This is a genomic window from Cellulomonas soli, assembly GCF_052036975.1.
GTDB classification, from domain to species: Bacteria; Actinomycetota; Actinomycetes; order Actinomycetales; family Cellulomonadaceae; genus Cellulomonas; species Cellulomonas soli_A.
Genome location: NZ_JBQIAR010000001.1, coordinates 449767 through 470721, shown reverse-complemented (window position 1 = coordinate 470721; position 20955 = coordinate 449767). Strand labels below are relative to the sequence as shown.

Genomic DNA, 20955 nt, shown 5'->3' with positions numbered 1-20955 from the left:
CTCGTCGCGCCGCTCTCTATCCTCAATGCGGCTTCCGAGCCGAGAACGTAATGTGCGGCAGCGACCGGTCCAGCGGTCCTGGGAAAATGTCAATCCTTCGATCCCGACCCAACTCGCGTGCGCCCTTGGGGAGTAGGCGTGCCACCGAGTGCCGTACGCGTGACGTGATCCCCGGAATAATGTAGTCCCAATCCGACCCTGCGTGGGCACGTCCAGTCGCGCGGCTACCAATGACATGAATATCATGACCAATGTGGTCGGCGGCATTCTGGATTCGCCTCGCCTCCCCGGGGGTGATGTTGCAGGCGGAGGCGTTGTGGACGAGTTGGTCGGGTTGGTCGGGTGCGGCGGTGACGAAGTAGGTGTGGGTGCCCGAGGCGTGCAGGTTGTAGACGCTCTGGTCGGTGAACCAGCCCAGGTCGGCCACGTCCTGCAGGACCAGTGTGGTGCCGGTCGAGGTCGCCGTCACGTCACCGGGCTGCAACGACCCGGCCTGCACCCACCCGACACCCTGCACCCAGTACGGGTGGTTGTCCGTGGCGATCACCGGGACCGGGTCCTGGCCGAACCACAACGCGATCAGGTGCTTGTCACCCTCAGAGGCCAACGGCTCGATGACCACCTCGTCGACCAGCTCACCCGTGGCCGGCTCGGCACCCAAGATCGCGTCACCGGTCTGCAGGTCCTCGATCGGCTTCAAGGACCCGTCGGCCATCCGCACCAACGTGCCGGCAACGAACGAACACGTGCGCGCCACCCGGGCCACGGCCCGCTCGACCTTGACCACCGCACGCGAGGCCCGCTGCCCCAGCTTCGCCGCGACCGAGGCCGCCTTGAACCCCGCACGCGCCCCCGCACCCGCACCCACCAGGTTCGCCGCAGCCGTGACCGCCATCTCGATGGCCTTGCCCGTGTTCCCCGAGGCCGCATACGCCACTGCCGAGACACCCGCCGCGGCCGCGCCGATCGGACCAGGGATCCACGAAGCGATCTCCCCGACCACCGCGACGGCCTTGACCAGGCCCTTCCAGGAGAACGTGCCACCCAGATCCGTGCAGTTCACCGGATCCGCGCTGCAGTAGTCATACGCCGACGCCGACCCACCCGGCACCGGATCCACCTGCAAGAACCGACCCATCACCGGCGAGTACAGGCGAACACCCATCAGAACCGTGCCCGTGGGGGTATCAGCCGAACGCTGCGCAGCCCCCAACCACCCATACCGCGGCGGTGCGTTCCCCGTCGCCGCCGACGTCAACGGCTCCGGCACCCCGAACTCATCGAACGACGTGAACCGCAGACCCGACCACGACGCCGACGACGCACCATCATCGATCGGCAACGTCCCGGTCACGTCCCCGTGCAGATCCACCAGCTGCAACACCCGACCACCCTGAGAGGTCGTCTGCACCGCGACCGCACCGTCCATCCCCTCCACGAACCGCGACACCACATCGGGCAACGTGGCGTCCTCCACGATCCACGCCGGCTCATCACCATCACCGTCAAAGTGACTGACCTGCTCGGTCGAGCTCGCCCACGCCCCGTCCACCCACACCGAGGTGTCCTCGGTCGCGAACCGCTGCAACGGGTCCAAGGTCCACACGCTGCGCGTGTCCCCCGGCACCTCCTGCGCCGCCACCAGATCGTTCACGAAGTACTCGTTGGCGGCCACCACCGACCCGTCCGCCACCGGCATCCCCGTGACCCGCCCGAACACGTCGTACTTCCACGACGAGCCCCCCGCAGCACTCGTCGAGACCAGACGGTCCGCACTGTCGTACGAGGAGGTCACCGTGGTGGCGCCCGTCGTGCCAGGGCACGCGGTCGCCACCGCACCCGTCGCCTGCGTGAACGCCGTCCGGTTCGTGTGCGAGTCATACCCGTACGTGCGAGACGTGCACGCGTTCGTCACCGCCGACGTGTCATCCACACCCGTCAGGCGACCCAGCCGGTCATAGCGGTAGTTCCGCACACCCGTGTCCGACGCATGCGTGATCCACTGCCCCCGGTGGTTCTCGACCACCGAGTCCCTCGCGATGACCACACCGTCCGAGACCCGCGTGTACGTCCTGGCCGTCGGCACACGCGCCGTGTCGTACGTGACCGTCAACCGCACACCACCGGGCAACAGCTGCGACTCCAGCTGACCGTCCGGGCCCCAGGTCGGGGTAATCGTGCCGGCCACCGAGTCGACCATCTGCGTCACGAACCCGCGCGGCTCCACCGCGCGGTCGTAGGTGTAGGTGCGCGACGTGCCGATCGAGTCCGTGACCGTCAGGGGCTGACCGAGCCGGTCGTAGGTGGTCTTCGTCCACCCGCCCGCCGCATCGGTGTACTTCGTGAGGCGGCCGAGCTTGTCGTACTCCTTGGTGATCGCCGCCGTCTCGACCCCGTTGGCGTCCACCGAGGCGTTCTTGACCACGTCCCCGGTGGCCGGGTCGTAGGTGGTGGTCGTGGTGGCCACAGCAGCGCCTGCGCCGGCCGTGCCGGTCAGCGCCACGGCGGTCACACGGTCGGCGGCGTCGTAGGTCGTCGTCGACGTGCGCTTCACGGCGCCCACGTAGTCGATCACGACCGTCGGCGACCCGAACTGGTTGTAGCCCTCCACCCTCTTGATCGGCAGGTTCGAGTCCATCCGCGCCGCGTCGTGGCCCGTGACCGGACCAGCCGCGCGCGTCAGACACGGCTGGCCGGCCCACTCCGGTCGGTTGCCGCACACCGCGTCGGCGGGGTTGGCAGCCGCCGTGTAGAACACGGCGATCGTCGTGCCGGCGTCCGTGCCCGACGACCCTGGCTTGGACGACTGGACCGCGCGGCCACGGGCGTCATACAGCACGGTCGACGTCAACGCGGACGGTTGCCCGGCGTCGACGGTCACGCGGGTCGGTTGCTTGTGCACCCAACCCGAGGTCGCGCCCAAGGGCGACGCGCCGTCGATCGGGTCGTACTCGTTCACCGTGACAACCGGGTCGACCGAACTCACGCCCGAGGCGTCCGTCCCGTCGACGGTCGTCCGCGTCGTCAGGTGGTACGACACGCCATCCGGCTTGCCCTCGTCGTACACCAGGCGTGTGCGGGCGCGCAGCAGACGCACGTCGCTCGGATCGTTCGCCACCGCCAGACGCTGTATCGGCCCGAGCGTCGACACGACATCCAGACCGTCCTCGCTGTATGTCGTCCGCGAGTCCAGCAGCTGCGCCAGCTCCACGCCGGACCGCGTGTCCAGCCCCCATGCGGCAAGCAGATCGGCCGATCCGGGCAGCGCCCGCAGAGCCAGCAGTCGGTTCGTGGCGTCCAACGTGCGAACCACGTTGCCACGCGCGTCGAACTCGGCCGTGTCGATGAACCCCTCGACAGGCGCGCCACTCCCCGCAGGGCTCGCCGTGTTCACCTCCAGGCCGGACGCGTTCAAGTACGAGACGGTCGCCGCCCGGTACCCGTCCGGCCCCGGTGCCGTCGCACTGGCGGACGTCACCCCGGGGTCGTCCAGCGGACCGAACACTGCGGTCGCATCCGTCGGGCCGTCCTGCTGCCACCACGTCGCCAAGCTCGACGGGTCAAGGTCGTACGGGCCGCCCGCGGCCCGGGACAACGGAACCCCGTACACGACCGTCGTGGTGTTGTCGGGGCCGAGCGTGTCGACCGTGCCCGGCTCCAGCGAGGAGCGCGTCACCTTCAGCAGGCGACCCGGATCAGGATCGATGAAGTCACCCGAGCCAGTCTTCGACTTGCCAGCCGCGCCGTACGTGTAGCGATACGGCACCTCCCCCGGAGCTGCGACCGACGTCAACCGGCCCACCTCGTCATACTCGTAGCGCGTGACCTGGGGCTGTGCGCCGGCGACGACAAGTCGGGGGTCCTGCACCTCGCGCAGCCGCCCGCTCGCGTCATACCCGTACGCGGCCACCGCGGTCTTCGCCATCGCCGAACCCGTGGCGGCGGCAGTCCACACGGACACCGTGGACACACGCCCGCTGTACGCGCCGATCGTGGTGCTCGTCGCCGTGGTCGTCGTGGCGTAGTCGAGTTCCATCACCTCGCAACCGGCTGCAGGCACGGCAGTCGTGCAGGCTGCAGCGTTCGCCGGCCAACCGTCGACCCCCGGCTCGATGGGCGCGATCAGCCGCTTGAGCCGCGAGACCCCAGGAACCCCCGCCACGTCGTACACCGGCCGCACGGACCCGACGGCGCCGGGCGGCATCGACGACTGGACCAGGAAGTCGCCGGTCGCACCCGCCCGGGCGAAGTCGGTGATCGTCCCGCCGACATCGGTCAGTCGCCACGACCGCGCGGACACCTCGATGAGCGTCAGTGCCTCCGCGCCGGGCTCAGGCCACCAGGCACCGCCGTCGCCGCGGGTGAACCAGACGTCACCGCCACCCGCCAGCTCCACCGCTGCCACGTCGTCGTAGGGCTTGGTGATGCGTGTGTATGCCGAACCGGACGCTGCGTCCACGCTGCCCATGGACCATTCGGGCCCGAAGGGTGACCACAGCTCCTGCACCTGGATGTCGTCGAAGTACACGGACTTCGTCGAGGACGTGAATCCGTTGTACAGGCGCACGAATGCCTCGGTCGCACCCACAGGGATCGTCACGTCGACGCTGACCTGCTGCCACGCGTCGGTGATCGTCGGCCGGGGGGTGAGCTGCCGCGACGTCACCGGTTCGACATAGGGAGCCGCTCCGACCTTCGTGAACAGCACGAGGCTCAGGCCGCGGCCACTCGAGGGCGACAAGCCAGTTGACTCGGGAACGTAGATCCACCCGGAGATGCGGTACGACCTGCCGGCGCGCATCCCGAGTCGCAGCTCGCCGATGTCGCCCCCGACACTCGCGTACGAGTCGTCCGAGCCGTTCGTCGGTGTCACCTTGTAGGAGGAAGTGCCCGAATGGAACCGCGTCGTGTCTACCGAGACCGTCGCAGGACCGGCCAGGCCCGCCAAGCTCGTCGCCTCCTGCTGCGCCGTGGTGAGCCCGTTCGGCTGCAGCTCGTAGCCTGCATCGGTGTCGCGCGACGAGGTGGTGCGGACCAGTGACAGCCCGAACTCCTCTGCATCGGTGACCGTCAGCGAATGGTCACCCGTGAGCAAGTTCACCGAACCCGGACCGATGGCCGTCGAGGCCGCACCGTCGGCGTCAGGGTCGACGACGACCGTGACCCACTGGGTCGGCGTCGGAGACGCACCAGAAGCGGAGGCCGACAGCAGCGCACGCACCTGCGCGGGACCACCGAGGTAGCCCAGCTCGGCGCCCGCGTCCCAGGTGGTGTAGCTGTCCGCCCCGGGGAGCGGCTGCCACGCTGAGCTCCACACAGACCCCGTCGAGGTCTTCAGGTTGCTCGTCGAGACGGGGCGCTTGGAGGAGTCCGCGTCCGGGCCCCGGCGCCACTCGAAGCTCACGTATCCGAGTCCCGGCTTCGCCTCGACGGACAAGCGAACCTGCTGCACGACCCGTGCGCCATCGTCGGGTGCAACGATGCCGGCTTGACCCACCCGGAAGACGTACTTGGTGATCCCCGACACGTTCCCTGCGCGATCGACCGACTGAACCTGCAGGACGTGCCGGCCCGATTCCGGCGGGGTGACCTGCAGCGTGGCCGAGGTCCCTGACCCGGCGGCCACCTGCTGCGTCGAGTCGGGAGCCTTGTCGAGCGCCCAGCGGTATGCCGTCACCGACGGATCCGTGGGCATCCGGATGGTGACCGCGCCACCTACGCCCGGTTGGCCGTTCCACGTTCCGTCGCTCGGAAACGCGGTCGAACTCACCGCCGGAGCCGCCGGGGCTGTGACGTCGACCCCGAAGGTCAACGTCGCGGGCCCACCCTCGACCTTCCAGTCGCTCCCCCGTACCTGCACGGTGTAGCTGTGCCCGTCTCTCAGAAGGCCGCTCGGAGGTACGACGGAGGCGACCGCACCATTGGCGACGAATCCTGAAGCCTTCGCCCAGATTGCCGTCCCGCCTTCGAACAGGGTGAAGTTGCCATCCACGTTCTCGCCGTCCGCGTCCGTCAGAGTCGCCGAGAGGCGCGGAGTCGTCGATGCGGTCCACGTACCGTTGGCCGACGGTGCTGGCGAGCCCGAGACCTGCACACCAGATGGCGTGCCAGGAGCCGAGTTGTAGGTGACCCAGATCGAAGGGATATAGGCCCCGTTGTTGGCCGAGTAGAACCGCTTCCAAGCGAAGTTGTCCGTCTCGCTCTCAGCCCTGATGCCGACGTGTCCCTCGGTTGTCCCGGTGCGGGCCCAGTCCGCCACCAGAGCGGTGACGTCCGCGTTGGACCAACCGCCCGGGCAAGAGCCGCTGTAACCGTGCGTCTCGGAACTGGTCGCGTACCTGGCAGCCCACCCTGGCTGGTTGCTCCAGACCGTCGACGGCGCGGCCGGGTAGACGTTCCAGACCTCCCAGTTCCGCGGCTGGCAGGACCACGAGTAGTAGTTGAACAGCTCGATCCGGGCGCCCAGGATCTGCTTGCCCACCATCGCGCCCACAGGGAAGTGGATGAAGGTCCTGGCAATGTGTGCGCCACCGTCATAGGTGCCGACGTCCAACTCTGCGAGGCCATCGCGAGTATTCGAGTATCCCTTGAGGACGAACGTGTCGAAACCCCAGCTGAAGTTCAAGTCGGGGTCGATCACGACCGGGTATTCAGTCTCGGCATCGAGGAGGAAGTCGGCTTGCGGTGTCAGGGCGATGTCCACGGTGCTCGATGAGACGAGATCGACGTCGCGCTCGACCTCCACGGACCCCGCCGCGAGGTCAACGCCGCCGTCCCCAACGATCGGCTCGGCAGAGGGCAGTGCCCCACCGTCCGCACGCGGAGCGCCGTCACCGGCCCCCGAACTGCCATGTCCGGGCTCCAGCACCCACGCGGGCATGGGAGACAGGCGCGGGGCATCGTCCTGCTCCTCGGGCCTGCCCTCCGTGACGGGGAAGGCTCGGCCCTGGTCGGACTGTGCATCCCACATCTGTGCTGCGGGAGCGGTCGCGAGAACCGCTCCGTCCTTGACCACGGTCAGCCCCCCGTCCTCCGACGGGAGGAGTTCGGCCCCATCGCTGACCAGCGACAGAGGAAGCTCGGGGACGCTCCCGCCCTCCGGAGCTTCCTTGAGCACAAAGAACTGCTCGAAGCCCGTACTGGTGGCCTCGAGAACAAGATCCGTACCCGGGCGCACGTTCTCGTAGATCGCACGCCGCCCCTCCAGGCGAGGCTCAGGGAGTGGCTCGTCCCATTGCACCCGAGTCGTCACGCCCGTCGCCGAGTCGGTCGTCGTCGCGAGGTCCACAGGGGCGGAGCCGTCGGACGCTCCCGCCAGGACCAGATCGGCCGTCTGCGCAGCGGGGCGCACGGTGCCGTCCTCGGCCCGCGCGAGTGTCAGGTCAACCGGCGCCCAGTCTTCTTCGTGCGTGCCGTCGCCACCGCGCCGCACCCAGACCGGCCCAGAGCCCTGACCGGCAGCCATCGTGCCGTCAGGCAACGCGAAGACGGATCCTGACTCGGTCCGCAGCCCGAGGACCTCGACCGGAGCCCCCGAGAGACGGGCGACCGCACGTGCCGACGCCTCGTCCGGCGCAGAGCTCGGAGCGGCGTCCCCGGAGGCCGGTGCGGCAGGCGCGGATGCCGGAGCTGAACCGACCAGCTCGGCTGACTCGAGGGGCTGGGCGGGCGCCGCCGCCATCACCAAAGCAGCAGCCACAAGCGCAGCTCCGCCCGGCACCACACGTCGCCACTTGCCCGGAATGCCGAAATGGCCACGCAGGTCGCGCACGCTCACCCCAATGCTCACAATTCAGCGGTCCCTGCGATCGCTGAGCCTCCTCGGTGCTTCGCATGTGCGCCGCGCTCGGAGCCTAGAGTCACAATCGATTCGACGGACTCGTTTCCACTGATGTCACTCGTTCGGCGCAGCGGCGAGGATCGGAACCTCCACAGCAGGCGAGATGAGGACCGGCCGAGCAGCCGCACCGCGGCGCTCCTAGGCTCGTGCCATGGCCCGCTACCTGGACGTCCACCCGCAGAACCCGCAGCCCCGGTCGATCGCACAGGTCGTGGCGATGCTGCGCGACGACGCCGTGATCGCCTACCCGACCGACTCCTGCTACGCGCTCGGCACACGGATCGAGAACCACACCGGGGCGGACCGCATCCGGCAGATCCGTCACCTGGACGACAAGCACCACTTCACGCTGGTGTGCGCCGACTTCGCCCAGCTCGGGCAGCTCGTGGTGCTCGACAACAGCGCGTTCCGGGCCATCAAGGCGGCCACACCGGGGCCGTACACGTTCATCCTTCCGGCCACGCCCGAGGTGCCGCGTCGGCTCGCGCACGCCAAGAAGCGGTCGGTGGGTGTGCGCATCACGGAGCACCCGGTGGCGCAGGCGATCCTGCGGGAACTGGGCGAGCCGCTGCTGTCGAGCACGCTGCTGCTGCCCGGGTCGGAATGGCCGATGACCGAGGGCTGGCAGATCAAGGAAGAGCTGGACGCGGTGCTCGACGCCGTGGTCGACGCGGGCGACTGCGGCACGGAGCCGACCACGGTGGTCGACTGGACCGAGGGCGCACCCGAGGTGGTGCGGGTCGGCGCGGGCGACCCCGACCGGTTCTGAGCGTGCCGCAGCCCGGGCCGCCGCCAGGTCCGACGACACCCGCACAGGTCGCCACCGTGGCAGCCGCCGCCCCCGACCTCGCGACCATCGACGCCGTGCTGCCCACGTGCCGCGCGTGCCCGCGGCTGGTCGCGTGGCGGGAGGAGGTGGCCGTCGAGAAGCGCGCCGCGTTCCGCGACGAGACCTACTGGGGCCGCCCGGTGCCAGGGTTCGGCGACGAGCACGCCCGCGTGATGATGGTCGGCCTGGCCCCGGCGGCGCACGGCGGCAACCGCACCGGGCGGCTGTTCACCGGCGACCCGTCGGGCGACTTCCTGTTCGCGGCGCTGCACCGCACAGGCTTCGCGTCGCAGCCCACGTCCCGGTCCCGCGACGACGGCCTGGTGCTCACCGGCCTGCGGATGGCCGCGCCCGTCCGGTGCGCGCCGCCGGCCAACGCGCCCACGCCGTCGGAGCGGCACACCTGCGGGCCGTACCTGGCACGCGAGCTGGCGATCTTGGACCCGGCGGTCGTGGTCGTGCTCGGCGGGTTCGGGTGGAAGGCCGTGCGGGCCACGCTCGCCGAGCAGGGCTGGCACGTGCCGCGGCCCCGACCGGTGTTCGGGCACGGCGCCGAGGTGGTGCTGACAGGCTCGGACGCGGCCGACGCGCGACCACCGCTGACGTTGCTCGGCTGCTTCCACGTGAGCCCGCACAACACGCACACCGGCCGGCTGACCCCCGCGATGCTCGACGCCGTGCTGCGGCGCGCCCGCGTGCTCGGCGGTCTCGACTGAGCCCACCCGACTCACCCGCCGGCGTGCGGCCTCCCGGGACGCTCGGCAGAATCGGTCAGGCGATCGGACGCGGGCGACGCGACCGGAGCAACCGGTGAAGGAGCGACCGTGGGCATCGACGACCTGGTGGGCAAGGCCAAGGACGCGCTGGGCGACAACCGGGAGAAGGTCGACGACGCGCTCGACAAGGCCGCCGAAGCCGTCAAGACGCACACCGGTGACGAGCACGACAAGACCGTGGACTCGGTGGTCGACAAGGCCAAGGACTTCCTCGACAAGCAGTGACCGCCCCCGTTCAGGTGGCGATCAGGGACTCCTCGCGGCGGGTCAGCACACCCTCGCGCACCGCCACGGTGATCGCGTCGGCCAGGCGCTGCGCGGCAGCGGCCGAGGGGCGACGCACCCCGAACGCAGCCGCCGTCAGGGCCACGAGCCGCGCCTCGGGCAGACCGTGAGCCCTGCGGGCCGTGTCGACGAGCGCGTTGCGCAGCTCCTCGTAGGGCACGTCCACCAGTTCGCGTCGGGTGCCCTCGGCCGGCACCCGGTACCCGGTCCACGTGTCCGGGTCCTGCGCCACGTGCCAGACGACCAGGTCGCCGTTGGGTGAGCGGTGCAGCCTGCCCTTGGGCACGGTCTGCAGGATCGTCGCCCGCCGGGCCTCCCGCAGGCGCTCGAGCCCGAACCGTCGAGCGACCAGGTGGGCCATCCGGTCGGCGGTCACCGGCGCCTCGGCCGTGAGGATCTCGTCGATCTGCGCGCGGACCTTGGCCAGGTTGCTGCTGATGCCCACGTTGTCGAGCACGAACAGGTCCAGCACGGGTGCGTCCGAGGCCGGCACGTACCGCGAGGCGAGAGCCGACCGGATCACCAGGTCACCGGGCAGCGCACCGGGCGTGTCCTCCGGCTCCTCGTCGGCTTCCTCGACCGGCGCACCTGCCCCGTCCAGCGGCGCGTCGTGCGTCGCCGCACCGGCGGCCTGACGTTCGGCGAGCACGGCACGCACGACGGCCAGCTCGACGGCGTCCCGCACGGTCTCGGCGTCCAGGCGCCCCGCCCGGACCAGGCCTGCGACCTCGGTCAGCCCCTGCTCGTCGAGGGCGGCCAGAGCCGCCCGCACGCGCACCCACCGGGTCAGACGGACCAGGCCACCGGCCTTCGACACGTCGGCGTGCCACAGCGGCCCGTCGTGCGCGAGGGTCTCCGCCAACGTGCGCCCCGCCTGCCAGAACACCGCGTCGACGGCGCCGACCTGCAGCACGTCGACCAGGGCACGCCACGCGTCCGCCAGGGTCCGCAACGCACCCGCTGCCGCACTCGGACCCGCCGGCAGGTCGCCGTCGGCGGCGGCCACCGCCACCGCCAGGGTCGCGGCGTCGAGCTCGGCCGCACCGTCGGGCTCACCTGCGGGCTCCAGCGCCGCCGCCGACTCCCACGCGTGCAGCGCACGGTCCAGCGCGGCCACCGCGTCGTCGTCCAGCGCGTTCCAGTCGTCGGGGACGCCCACCCCGGGCAGTTCCCCGACGGTGCGCACCAGGCCGGGCAGCGCATCCCGGGCCGCCACAAGGTCCGTGACCAGGGCCGTCAACGACCCCAGATCGACCTGCACGCCGGGACGCACGAACACCGCCACCGAGGCCAGCGCCTCGCGACGGCGACGCCGACGGGTCAGCAGCCGGGCATCCGCCTGCTGCGCGGCCGCGAGCGCCGCATCGAGGTCCGCCGTGACCACGTCCGGGACGAACGGGCCCAGGTGCGGCACGTGCTCCTGCCGGTAGGCCTCGACCTGGGCTCGCACGTGCTCGGCGTGGGCGTGCCAGGTGGGGCCGACGACCTCGCGTGCGTCGCCCGTGGTGATCAAGGAGCCGGTCGCACCGGACGCGAGCCAGTCGGCCATGAGGTCCAGGTGCGCGGGGGTGTAGGCGCGGGCGGCGAGCGCACGGACGTGCGGGTCCTCGAGCGCCGCACTGGCCGACAGCAGCCGCTTGACGGTCTGGGCGCACCGTCGTGCGTCGAGCCGGTCGGCGTCGGTCAGCCCCGCCAGCCGCCACGGTGACGCGGAGGGTGCCTGGCCGAGCTCACCGAGCGCCACGGCCAGCTGGTCGGCGGCTGCGGTGAGGGCCTCGATGGGCAGCTCACCGGTGGCCACCCCTGCCGGGACGGCGGGCAGCTCGTCGTCGGCCAGGTCGGTGCGGGCCAGGGCGGCCCGTTCGCGTGCGCGGGCCTCTGCGGCGGACAGCCCGGCGGGTCCCACGTCGTCAGGTCGGGCGGCCCGGGCGGACTGGGCGGCGCGGGCGCGCGGACGGGGGGCACGGCTGCGGCCCGCGTCCGTCCTCGCCATGCGTCCTGGTACCCCCTGCGGTCGTCGGCCGCGGGCTGCACGCGGCACCGTTCCTATCGGCAGCCCGGTCCCGGATCTGCGCCGTCCGCATCATGCCGTCAGTGCCCGGCGACCACCGGCAGGCGCGCCTCACGACGGCGCACGAGCAGCGCCGGTGCGTGAAGAACGGCTCAGCCGAGGAGCAGGTGACCGCAGTAGCCGGCGGCGAACGCACCGGCCACGGCGACCGTGGGGGCGACGTACTGCGCGGCGCGGCGGCTGCGGGACCGCGCCGGGCGCATCGAGCGGCGGCTCGGGTAGGTGACAGGGGTGGGCGCGCTCACCGCGTCGGGGGCTGGCGCGTCGACGGCCGGTGCGTCGGCGACCCGCGGGACGACGGGGACGGGCGTCGCGACGGGCCTCGACACGACCCGCGTGGGCACGACCGGCGTGGGCACGACCGATGTCGGCGCGACTGGCCTCGGCACGACCGGCGTGGGCATCGAGAAGGTGGAGACGCCCGAGGCCGGGAAGGTCGGCACGCGCTGCGGACCGGTGTGCACCGAGACGGGGTCGGCGGAGCCCCAGCCGGAGGGTGCGGGCACGACGCGCACGGACGAGGTGACGGCGTCGGCGGCGAGCTCACGCACGGCGTCGACGGGCCAGCGCAGACCGTCGGAGTCCCGCGTGCGTGTCGTCGCGTCGGCGTCGGGCTGGCGGCTGGCGCGGTGCGGTAGCTCGGTGCCCTGCGGTGCGCGTTGCGTGGGCACGAACGGCACGGAGGGTGTCGTGGCGGCTGCGGCGAGGATCGCGGGGGTGATGGCCGCGTGCTGCCCGGTGGTGGTGGGCACCACGGGTGTCTGGCCGGTCACCGGGCCGGTCGCACGCAGACGCGCGGTAGGTCTCCCCACCGTCCTCGGCGTCGTGCTCGGCATGGCAGCCACACCGAACTCATCGGCGTCTGAGCGCGATCCTTGAGCGGGCGAACGGGTGGCGTCAGCGCAGCACGGCCCATCCGTGCGCGGGCAGCTGCCAGGTGCTGCCGTCGCGCCACGCGTCTCCGGCGAGCAGCTCGGTGCAGGGCGCGTCGATCGTCGCCGGGGCGTCGGCCGTGCTGAGCGCCAGCACGATCGGGCCCTGCGCCTGCCCGTCACGAGCCGTCAGCTCCAGGACGAGGAGCTCGTTCTGCAGCACGAGCGACCGCGAGCGCGCGGTGCGCAGCCACCGGTGGCGCCGCCGGACGGACACGAGCCGGCGGTGCAGGTCGATCGTGGCCTGCTGCTCGGTGGTCCAGGTGCCGGGGGCGTCGGGGTAGGCGGGGCGGACCGCGTCGTCGCCGCCGAGGCGTTCTTCCTTGATGCCGTGCAGGCCGATCTCGTCGCCGTAGTAGACGGCGGGTGTCCCGGCGAGCAGCAGGAGCAGGGCGTGGGCGTGGGCGTGGTGGCGGGTGTCGGGGATCTGGTCGACGATTCGGGTGACGTCGTGGTTGCCGACGAACGTCCACGGCGCGAACGTGTCGAGCAGGGCGTCGTGCCTGGTGAGGGTCCAGTCGAGCTCGTAGAAGTTGCGTTCGCGCAGCGAGCTCCAGATGGACTTCCACAGCTCGTACTGGGTGACGGAGTCCATGGTGGACTCCTGGACGACGGCCGCGTAGTCGCCATGGATGACCTCGCCGACGATGTACGCGTCGGGGTGCGCGGCTCGCACGCGGGGGAGCACCTGGGCCCAGAACTGCGGGGGTGTGGCGTAGGCGGCGTCGAGGCGCCAGCCGTCGGCGCCGAGGTCGAGCCAGTGGGTCATCACGCGGGTGACGTGGTCGACGACCTCGGGTGCGTCGTGGTCGAGCAGGACGAGCCCGTCGTGTCCTTCGAACACGGCGAGCCGGCCGTCGGGGTCGTGCCGGAACCAGCGGGCGGCAGGGCCGGTGGGGTCGGCGAGGGCGTCGCGCACCTGCGGGAAGTCGCGGCCGACGTGGTTGAACACGCCGTCGAGCAGCACCCGGACGCCGCGGGCGTGCGCGGCGTCGACCAGGTGGCGCAGGTCGTCCTCGTCTCCGAGGCGCGGGTCGATGCGCAGGTGGTCGACGGTGTCGTAGCCGTGGCTGGTGGAGGCGAACACGGGGCCGAGCGCGATGCCGTTGAGGCCGAGGTCGACGACGTGGTCGAGCCACCGTTCGAGATGGGTGAGCCGGTGCTGCGGCGGCTGGGTCAGGTGGTGCCCGCCGCGGATGTCGGCGCCGACGAACCCCAACGGGTAGACGTGCCACCACAGGCAGTCCTCGCTCCAGCTCATCCGTGCAGCCTAGAGCCGTGCGGCTGCGTGACCACGGGCGCCGGGCGGGTGGTCGGACCCGCACGAGGCAGGTTACGAACCGGTAACAATCGGCGAATGTGGGACCAAAGTACCTAGTACCGACTGTCCGGGAGAAACCGCGCACTGGTAGGACTTGCCCAGCCGGTGCGAGGTCCTCGCCGGCGGCAACGGAGCCGCCGCGAGCACCACCCCACCGGACGCTCCCCCACGTCCGCGCCCCGGCAGGGCTCGGCCTACCCACAACGAGGTGGACATGACCAGACACGTCCTCGCCGGCATCGCCCTCGCCGCGCTGGCCGCCCTGACGGTCCTGCTCTCCGGCCTGCTCGGCCCCGAGGTCCAAGGCGTCGCACTGCTCGGCGCAGCCCTCGGCGGAGCCCTCGGGCTCGTGCCCGACCGGTCCCCCGGCGCCCGCGTCGGCGGGTTCGTCGCCGGGTTCGTCGCGGCCTGGCTCGGGTACGGCCTGCGGGCCGCCGTGCTGCCCGACAGCCCCGGCGGTCGCGCCGTGGCCGTGCTCGTCGTCGTGCTCGTGTGCCTGGCGATCGCCGTCGGCACCCGCGGACGGCTGCCGTTGTGGTCCACACTGCTGGGCGCCGCCGCCATGGCCGGCTCGTACGAGTACCCGTACGCGGCCGACCCGAGCGGGTTCCTGACCACCTCACCGGTGTCCGCGACCGCCGTGCTCGTGACCGCAGCCGCCGGGTTCGTGGCCACCTCGCTGCTCGGACCCGTGGTGCAGCAGCAACGCACCGACGAGGCACTGCTGGACGACGCCCGCCGGCAGGTCGAGGCCGAGCGGGCGGGCGCCGAGCGGGCCGCGCTCGCCCCGGCCACCGCGACCGCCACCGCACCCGCACCCGCACCCGCACCCGCCACGGCCTCACGTCAGGCCGCGGCACCGCCCGCGACCGCCGCCACGCCGATCTACCGCCCGTTCGACGCCGCACCGGAGGCCTGACGTGACCGCACGCACCGACGACCAGCCGACCCCGCGCACCCGGGCCGGCCGAGGCTCTGCCCGGGGTGCAGCCCGAGGTGCCACCGTGCTGCGCCGCACCGGCGCGGCCGCGTTCGGCCTGCCGCTCCTGCTGCTCGCCGCCCCCGCCTCCGCCCTGGCTCCCCTCGACTCGGCCGCCCAGGCCCGGCAGCTCGCCGCCGGGACCACCGGGGACGGCGACATCACCGTCACCAACACCGAGACCGTGCAGGCGCGGCTCGACGCGACCGGTCGGCTGCAGGTCGCCCGCCTGTACGAGCAGCTGGCGTTCACCGGCACGGGCACCACCACCGTGGTGAACCCCACCTCGACCGCAGGCCTGCGCAACCTCGACGGGTTCGGCGGGTTCACCACCGGCGAGGACACCATGACCGCGACCGTCACGGTCGACGGCGAGAAGCGGCTGCGCACCGTCTCGGACTTCACCGGTGAGCTGCCCGTCGGCGTCGACGTGCGGTACCGGCTCAACGGCGAGGACGTCGACCCGGGCCGCGTCGTCGGCGCCGACGGCACCCTCGAGGTCCGCTACACCGTGCACAACCTGACCGCCCGGCAGGACGAGGTCACCTACGTCGACGGCACCGGCAAGCCCGCCACGACGACCGCCCTGACCGTCGTGCCGCTCGTCGGCCAGCTGACCACCACACTGCCCTCGACGTTCACGGCCGTGACCTCGGGCGAGGCGAACATCGCCGGTGACGGACGCGGCGGCACGAAGCTCTCGTTCACCATGACGCTCTTCCCGCCGATCGGCTCCGACACCGCCGAGTTCGGGTACACCGCGACGATCCAGGGTGGCAAGGTGCCCGCCGCGAACGTCTCGGTGCTGCCGGTCTCACCGCTGACCAGCCCGTCGTTCAAGGGCGGCGCCGCCTCCTACGAGGGCGGGGCCGAGTCCGGTCAGGCCCTCACGGCCGGTGCGACGCAGATCGACGGCAACCTGCTCGCGCTGCGCGACGGCGCCGCCACCCTGCTCGACGGGCTCCTGCAGCTGCAGGACGGTGCCGCACAGCTGTCCGCCGGGCTCAACGGGGAGGCCGCCCCCGGGGCGCGACAGCTGGCCACCGGGCTGGTGACCGCCCGGACCGGCGCGAGCGACCTAGCCGCCGGTGCCGCCACCGCAGACGGCGGGGCGCGGCGACTCGCCGACGGCGCCGCCTCGCTCGACGCCGGGCTCACGCAGGCCGGTCAGAAGGCCCCCGCCCTGCTCGACGGCCTCACCCAGGTGCAGGGCGGCCTCGCCAAGGTTGACCAGGGCCTGGCGACCATGTCAGCCACCGCGGGCGGACTGCCCACCGACCCGAGGGTCAAGCCGCTGCGCGACGGCATCACGGCGCTCAAGGCCGGGGTCGAGAGCGCCCGGCTCGGCGCGAAGTCCATGAGCTCCTCGCTCACCTCGATGGCCGCGGTGCTCGACGGGCTCGGCCAGACGCAGCCGACCCTCACGCTGGCCGGCCCCGGCGACCCGCGCATCCCGGCCGTCGCCGGGCTCAGCCAGTTCCTCACCGCTGCGGCCGCCACGCAGAGTGACCCGGTGAAGAAGGCCACCCTGCAGGCCGTGGCCGCGATGTACACGGTCGACACCGGCCCGGTCGACCTCGGCCCGGGGCTCCAGTCGCTGGCCGGCGTGATCAGCGGGGGCATCGTGCCGGGCCTCTGGTCGCTGCAATGCGGGATGAACCGCACTGCCGCCACCACCGACGGCCTGACCTGCGCGGGAACCAGCCCCGGGCTCGCCGAGGGCCTGGCGGGTGTCGACGGCGGGCTTACCCAGCTGCTGACGACCATCGCGGGGAGTGTGCAGGGCGCCATCGGCCAGGACGCCGACACCCAGGCGAACGGCACGCTGCGCGGCGGCATCACCTCGCTGCAGGACGGCACCGCGCAGATCATCACCGGCGCGCAATCCCTGGTCAGCGGCCTCGGCCAGCTGCAGGCCGGCGCCGGACAGCTCCGTACGGGTTCCTCGCAGCTGTCGTCGGGCACCTCCCAGCTGGCCGGCGGTGCAGCCCGGCTGTCCACCGGCACGTCGCAGCTGGCCGCCGGTGCCGGTGACCTGGCGGACGGGCTCGGCGGCGCCGCCGACGGCGCCGACCAGCTCGCCGACGGGCTCACCCAGGCGGCGGACGGTGCCCCGGCGCTCGTCGACGGAGCCACCCAGCTGTCCGAGCAGGGCACGTCGGTGCTCGCCGAGACCGGTGCGCAGACCGCGGCCGACTACGGCGTGAAGTACGCCGTGCTTGAGGCCGGGGCGCAGCGCACCGCCGAGGAGTCGATGGCCTACGGCGGACCCGAGGGCGCCGCATCGGTCACCGCCTACTCGCTGGACCTGGCGGCCGTCGACGGTGCGGCCGTCAGCTCGGCCGGCCGGGGCATCACCGCGCTCGCCCTGTTCGGCGTGGGTGCCACGGTCGCCACGCTGTCGCGGCGCCGCCTGCTCTGACACGGACGGCGGGCGGTGCCGTTCACGGCCTCGGCGGCTCGGCCGTCGTGCCGGGGACGGCACCACGCGCGGCGCTGACCCGCAGACGGTCGGCCAGGGCGAGGACCTCGTCGCGCAGGGCGTCCGGGGTGAGCACCTCGAAGTCCCAGCCGAGCCCGGCCAGCAGGCGGGCCATGCCGTCCAGGTGCTCGGCGCGGGTCTCCAGGAGCACCCCGTCGGCGTGCTCGCTGAGCCGACCGACGCTGCGGGGCAGCCGTGCGCGAGCCTCCGTCAGACCGGTGCGCAGCACGACGGAGACCTGGTGCGACCACCCGACCGCCGCGATGCCCGAGACGACCTGCGTCCGGGCGTCGAAGTCGTCGGGCACCACGTAGGTGCCGTCGCGCTGCTCGACGGAGGCGATGCGGTCCAGCCGGAACGTCCGCACGTCGTCACGACCATGGTCGTGCCCGGTGACGTACCAGCGGCCGGCGTGGAAGACCAGGCCGTACACGTCGAGCTCACGCTGCGAGGCCTGCCCGTCCCACGCGGTGTAGGCGATGACGACGGTGCGCCGCGCCTGCGCGGCCGAGGCGAGCCGGAGCAGCGTGTCCGCCCCGGCGGGGGCCGCGGGGCTCACCGGGGCGGTGAACTGCGCGGTCGAGAGCAGGCTGGCGAGCCGTGCACCCAGGGCCCGGGGCAGCACGCGGGACACCTTGGCCAGTGCGCTGGCCGTCGCGGCGGGGTCGGTGGTGGCGAGCCCCGCGCGTTCCGCGGCACTGAGGCCGAGGGCGACGGCGACGGCCTCGTCGTCGGTGAGCATCAGCGGCGGCAGCTTGTAGCCCGGGGCGAGCCGGTAGCCGCCGTACCGGCCCCGCTGCGCCTGGACGGGGATGCCGAGGTCGGCGAGGTGCTCGGCGTAGCGCCGGACGGTGCGTTCGTCGACCCCGAGCCGGTCGGCCAGCTCGCCGACCGTGCGCTGCCCGCCGGTCTGGAGCAGCTCCAGCAGGGCGAGCACCCGGGCGGTCGGGCGGGTCACCTCAGCCCGCGACGGCGCTGGTCACAGGGCGGGGACAGCACATCGAGGTCGGTTCGGCATACCGGGCGGAATCTGTCCACAATCCACCCTACCGTCGTGCTCATGACCACCACCTACGTCCTCGTCCCCGGCTTCTGGCTCGGCGCCTCGGTCTGGCGCCCCGTCACCGACGCCCTGCGCGCCCGCGGCCACGCCGTGCACGCCGTCGACCTCACCGGCATGGGCGAGCGCGCCCAGCTCGCCTCACCCACCACCGACCTGACCACCCACGTCGACGACGTCGTGCGGCTGCTCGAGGAGCACGACCTGCACGACGTCGTGCTCGTCGGCCACAGCTACGGCGCCCTCGTGGTGACCGGTGCGGCGGACCGCGTGCCCGAGCGCGTGGCGCGCCTGGTCTTCATCGACTCGGGACCCCTGCCGGACGGCACCGCCCAGGCCGACTTCGAAGGACCCGACGCCCGCGCCGCCAACGAGCAGCTGGTGACGGCGCACGGCCACGGCTGGCAGCTGCCGCCCCCGCCCTGGGCCGCCCTCGCCACCGACGTGCCCGGGGTCGACGAGGCCGCCGTCACCGCGCTCGTCGAGGGCTCGCAGCCGCAGCCCTGGCGCACCGCCACCCAACCGGTCGCGCTCACCGGCGCCTGGGAGCACCTGCCGCGCACCGGCGTGCTGTGCACCTTCAGCCTGGAGCAGCTGCGACAGATGGCACCCCACACACCGGTGTTCGCGCACATGGTCGACGGCGACTGGACCTACGTCGAGCTCCCGACCTGGCACTGGCCGATGGTGAGCCGACCCGCCGAGCTCGCCGAGGTGCTGGACGCGGTCAGCCGGTAGGCACTCAGGGGCTGGCCCGTCCCGGCCGTCAGCGGCCGGTGACGGACCAGGTCCCCGCAGCCAGGTCGCGCAGCCGCGGCAGGATCACGTCACCGGCCACCCGCAGCCCGTCGTGCAGGTACTCGTTGGTGACCCACACCTGCGCGTTGCCCACCCGGGACGCCGTGCCGAGCGCCAGGCCCAGGTCCACGTAGGGGTCGTCGAAGTACTGCACGGCCGCGACCGGCACCTCGTTGGCGGCCAGGCGGTCCACGTCGTACAGCGCCGGCCAGGACGTGCGCGCGGCCAGCTCGTCGACGGCCGGCGCGAACGGGCGCAGCGCGGTGTGCTCGTCGTACATCCAGCGGAACATCGCCTCGCCGGTCAGCTGCAGCGGCCGGGCGGTGTCGGCGAACGCCGGCCACCGGGCGTGCTCGTCCTGCGCGGCCCACCCGCCGGGCACCTCGCCCTGGTGGTAGATGTGCTCCTGCAGCACGGCGTACAGGGGGTTCGCGTCGAGCCCGGTCTGCTGCGCGACGGCGGACAGGAACGCGGCCGACGGCTCCGACCCGGCCTCGCCGGACGCGTCGTCGTCGAACGCCGTGTCCAGCAGCCAGTGCAGGGCGTCGATGCCGGTGCTCATGCCCAGCGGCCCGCCGAGCGCCTGCAGGCGCCGCACGCTGAACGGGTCGCCGTTCGGCAGCCGCACATCGCCCACCGCCAGGCGGTCGGCCAGCCGGTCGAGCACCGCCACATCGCCCGGGTACAGGCGGGCCAGCTCGCGGTTGCGTGCCGCCTGCAACGGGTACGTGGCCCGGTACACGTCGGCCGCCGTGGCCGTGATGCCCGGCAGACCTCCGGTGACGTAGCACGAGGTCAACGCCTCGGGGTGCCGCGACAGGTACGTCAGCGTGAGGAACCCGCCGTACGACTGACCGAGCGTCGCCCACCGGCGCCCGCCGTACACCTGCGCGCGCACCGCCTCGGCGTCCTCCACGATCGCGTCCGCACGGAAGCAGGCCAGGAAGTCCGCGGCGTCGCGCGGGTCGTCGAACCGGGACATCGTGCGGCCGTCGACGCGCGAGGACCGGCCCGTGCCGCGCTGGTCGAGCAGCACCACGCGGTGCGTGCGCGTCGCGGTGGCGATCCAGCCGCCCGGCATCGGACGTGGACCTGCACCGCCCGGGCCGCCCTGCAGGAACAGCAGCAGCGGCAGGTCCTCGCCGTCACGCGTCGGGTCGACGACCTCGCGGGCCAGCAGGTGCAGGTCACCGAACCGCGTCGGGTCGGCGCGGTCCACGGGCACGCGCACACGGTGGTCGCGGACGAGCAGCGGACCCGCCCGGTAGGGCTCCGGGGCGGAGCCGGCAGCGGGAAGGTCCGGGGAGTTCGTCGCACGCACCGTCCGACCCTACGACCCGACGCCGGCCACGAGCCCGGGGGCTCGGGCGCGACGTCCGCCTCCGCACCTCCGGTGGCGACGCCATCAGGGTGTCGACAGGCCAGGCGCCGCGCCCGTCAAGGAACCGTCAAGGCCCCGATGGCCCGGCCCGAACGGGACTAGACCGTGACCTGCACCCCTCCCGGGTGCCGGTCGCCGCGCGGTGGTGCGGCGGCCGATCTGCGTCGAAGGTGTGGGCGATCCCCGTGTGGGCGGACATCC

General features: G+C 72.6%; 12 protein-coding genes. 6 read left to right on the top strand and 6 right to left on the bottom strand.

Going from position 1 to position 20955, the window contains the following annotated elements; all coding sequences use genetic code 11:
• Window positions 1-22 precede the first annotated feature (22 nt).
• Window positions 23-6703 carry a DNRLRE domain-containing protein gene (locus tag ACTHAM_RS02180; protein WP_440684122.1) on the bottom strand — a complete coding sequence of 2227 codons (6681 nt, stop codon included), beginning with the start codon at window positions 6701-6703 and terminating at the stop codon, window positions 23-25.
• A gap of 1288 nt (window positions 6704-7991) precedes the next feature.
• On the opposite strand from ACTHAM_RS02180, the gene ACTHAM_RS02175 reads away from it, so the two are divergent.
• The 3 genes from ACTHAM_RS02175 to ACTHAM_RS02165 all read left to right on the top strand — a co-directional run bounded on the left by ACTHAM_RS02175 (window position 7992) and on the right by ACTHAM_RS02165 (window position 9670).
• The gene (locus ACTHAM_RS02175; protein WP_440684121.1) at window positions 7992-8609 is read left to right on the top strand and encodes an L-threonylcarbamoyladenylate synthase; all 618 of its coding nucleotides are present in this window, start codon (window positions 7992-7994) and stop codon (window positions 8607-8609) included.
• 56 nt (window positions 8610-8665) lie between these two features.
• Window positions 8666-9385, top strand: coding sequence for a uracil-DNA glycosylase (locus tag ACTHAM_RS02170; RefSeq protein ID WP_440684120.1), 720 nt, complete (start codon window positions 8666-8668; stop codon window positions 9383-9385).
• Between the two features lie 108 nt (window positions 9386-9493).
• Window positions 9494-9670: an antitoxin gene (locus tag ACTHAM_RS02165; protein ID WP_440684119.1), complete on the top strand. Its 177-nt coding sequence runs from the start codon at window positions 9494-9496 to the stop codon at window positions 9668-9670.
• Window positions 9671-9680: 10 nt separating this feature from the next.
• On the opposite strand, the gene ACTHAM_RS02160 is transcribed toward ACTHAM_RS02165, so the two are convergent.
• From ACTHAM_RS02160 to ACTHAM_RS02150, 3 genes are all read right to left on the bottom strand, one after another.
• Window positions 9681-11723, bottom strand: coding sequence for a hypothetical protein (locus ACTHAM_RS02160; protein WP_440684118.1), 2043 nt, complete (start codon window positions 11721-11723; stop codon window positions 9681-9683).
• A 170-nt stretch (window positions 11724-11893) separates the two neighbouring features.
• The gene (locus tag ACTHAM_RS02155) at window positions 11894-12553 is read right to left on the bottom strand and encodes a hypothetical protein (RefSeq protein WP_440684117.1); all 660 of its coding nucleotides are present in this window, start codon (window positions 12551-12553) and stop codon (window positions 11894-11896) included.
• Between the two features lie 145 nt (window positions 12554-12698).
• Window positions 12699-13994: an alpha-amylase family glycosyl hydrolase gene (locus tag ACTHAM_RS02150; RefSeq protein ID WP_440684116.1), complete on the bottom strand. Its 1296-nt coding sequence runs from the start codon at window positions 13992-13994 to the stop codon at window positions 12699-12701.
• Window positions 13995-14268: 274 nt separating this feature from the next.
• Between ACTHAM_RS02150 and ACTHAM_RS02145 the strand changes: the two genes are divergently transcribed.
• Together ACTHAM_RS02145 and ACTHAM_RS02140 are read left to right on the top strand one after the other, a co-directional pair.
• Window positions 14269-14973, top strand: coding sequence for a hypothetical protein (locus ACTHAM_RS02145; RefSeq protein ID WP_440684115.1), 705 nt, complete (start codon window positions 14269-14271; stop codon window positions 14971-14973).
• 85 nt (window positions 14974-15058) lie between these two features.
• On the top strand, window positions 15059-17455 hold the full coding sequence (locus ACTHAM_RS02140; RefSeq protein WP_440684114.1) for a hypothetical protein: 2397 nt from the start codon (window positions 15059-15061) through the stop codon (window positions 17453-17455).
• A 22-nt stretch (window positions 17456-17477) separates the two neighbouring features.
• On the opposite strand, the gene ACTHAM_RS02135 is transcribed toward ACTHAM_RS02140, so the two are convergent.
• The gene (locus ACTHAM_RS02135; protein ID WP_440684113.1) at window positions 17478-18473 is read right to left on the bottom strand and encodes a helix-turn-helix transcriptional regulator; all 996 of its coding nucleotides are present in this window, start codon (window positions 18471-18473) and stop codon (window positions 17478-17480) included.
• A gap of 102 nt (window positions 18474-18575) precedes the next feature.
• Here ACTHAM_RS02135 and ACTHAM_RS02130 point away from each other — a divergent pair, with 102 nt between their 5' ends.
• Entirely contained in the window at window positions 18576-19313 is a 738-nt protein-coding gene (locus tag ACTHAM_RS02130; RefSeq protein WP_440684112.1) for an alpha/beta fold hydrolase, read from the top strand.
• Window positions 19314-19341: 28 nt separating this feature from the next.
• Here ACTHAM_RS02130 and ACTHAM_RS02125 read toward each other — a convergent pair whose 3' ends face one another.
• Window positions 19342-20694, bottom strand: a complete 1353-nt coding sequence (locus ACTHAM_RS02125; protein ID WP_440684111.1) for an alpha/beta fold hydrolase — start codon at window positions 20692-20694, stop codon at window positions 19342-19344.
• Between the last annotated feature and the right edge of the window lie 261 nt (window positions 20695-20955).

Coding starts and splice junctions, on each gene's coding strand:
- ACTHAM_RS02175 (WP_440684121.1), top strand. CDS start 7,992: ATGGCCCGCTACCTGGACGTCCACCCGCAGAACCCGCAGCCCCGGTCG.
- ACTHAM_RS02160 (WP_440684118.1), bottom strand. CDS start 11,723: ATGGCGAGGACGGACGCGGGCCGCAGCCGTGCCCCCCGTCCGCGCGCC.
- ACTHAM_RS02150 (WP_440684116.1), bottom strand. CDS start 13,994: ATGAGCTGGAGCGAGGACTGCCTGTGGTGGCACGTCTACCCGTTGGGG.
- ACTHAM_RS02145 (WP_440684115.1), top strand. CDS start 14,269: ATGACCAGACACGTCCTCGCCGGCATCGCCCTCGCCGCGCTGGCCGCC.
- ACTHAM_RS02130 (WP_440684112.1), top strand. CDS start 18,576: ATGACCACCACCTACGTCCTCGTCCCCGGCTTCTGGCTCGGCGCCTCG.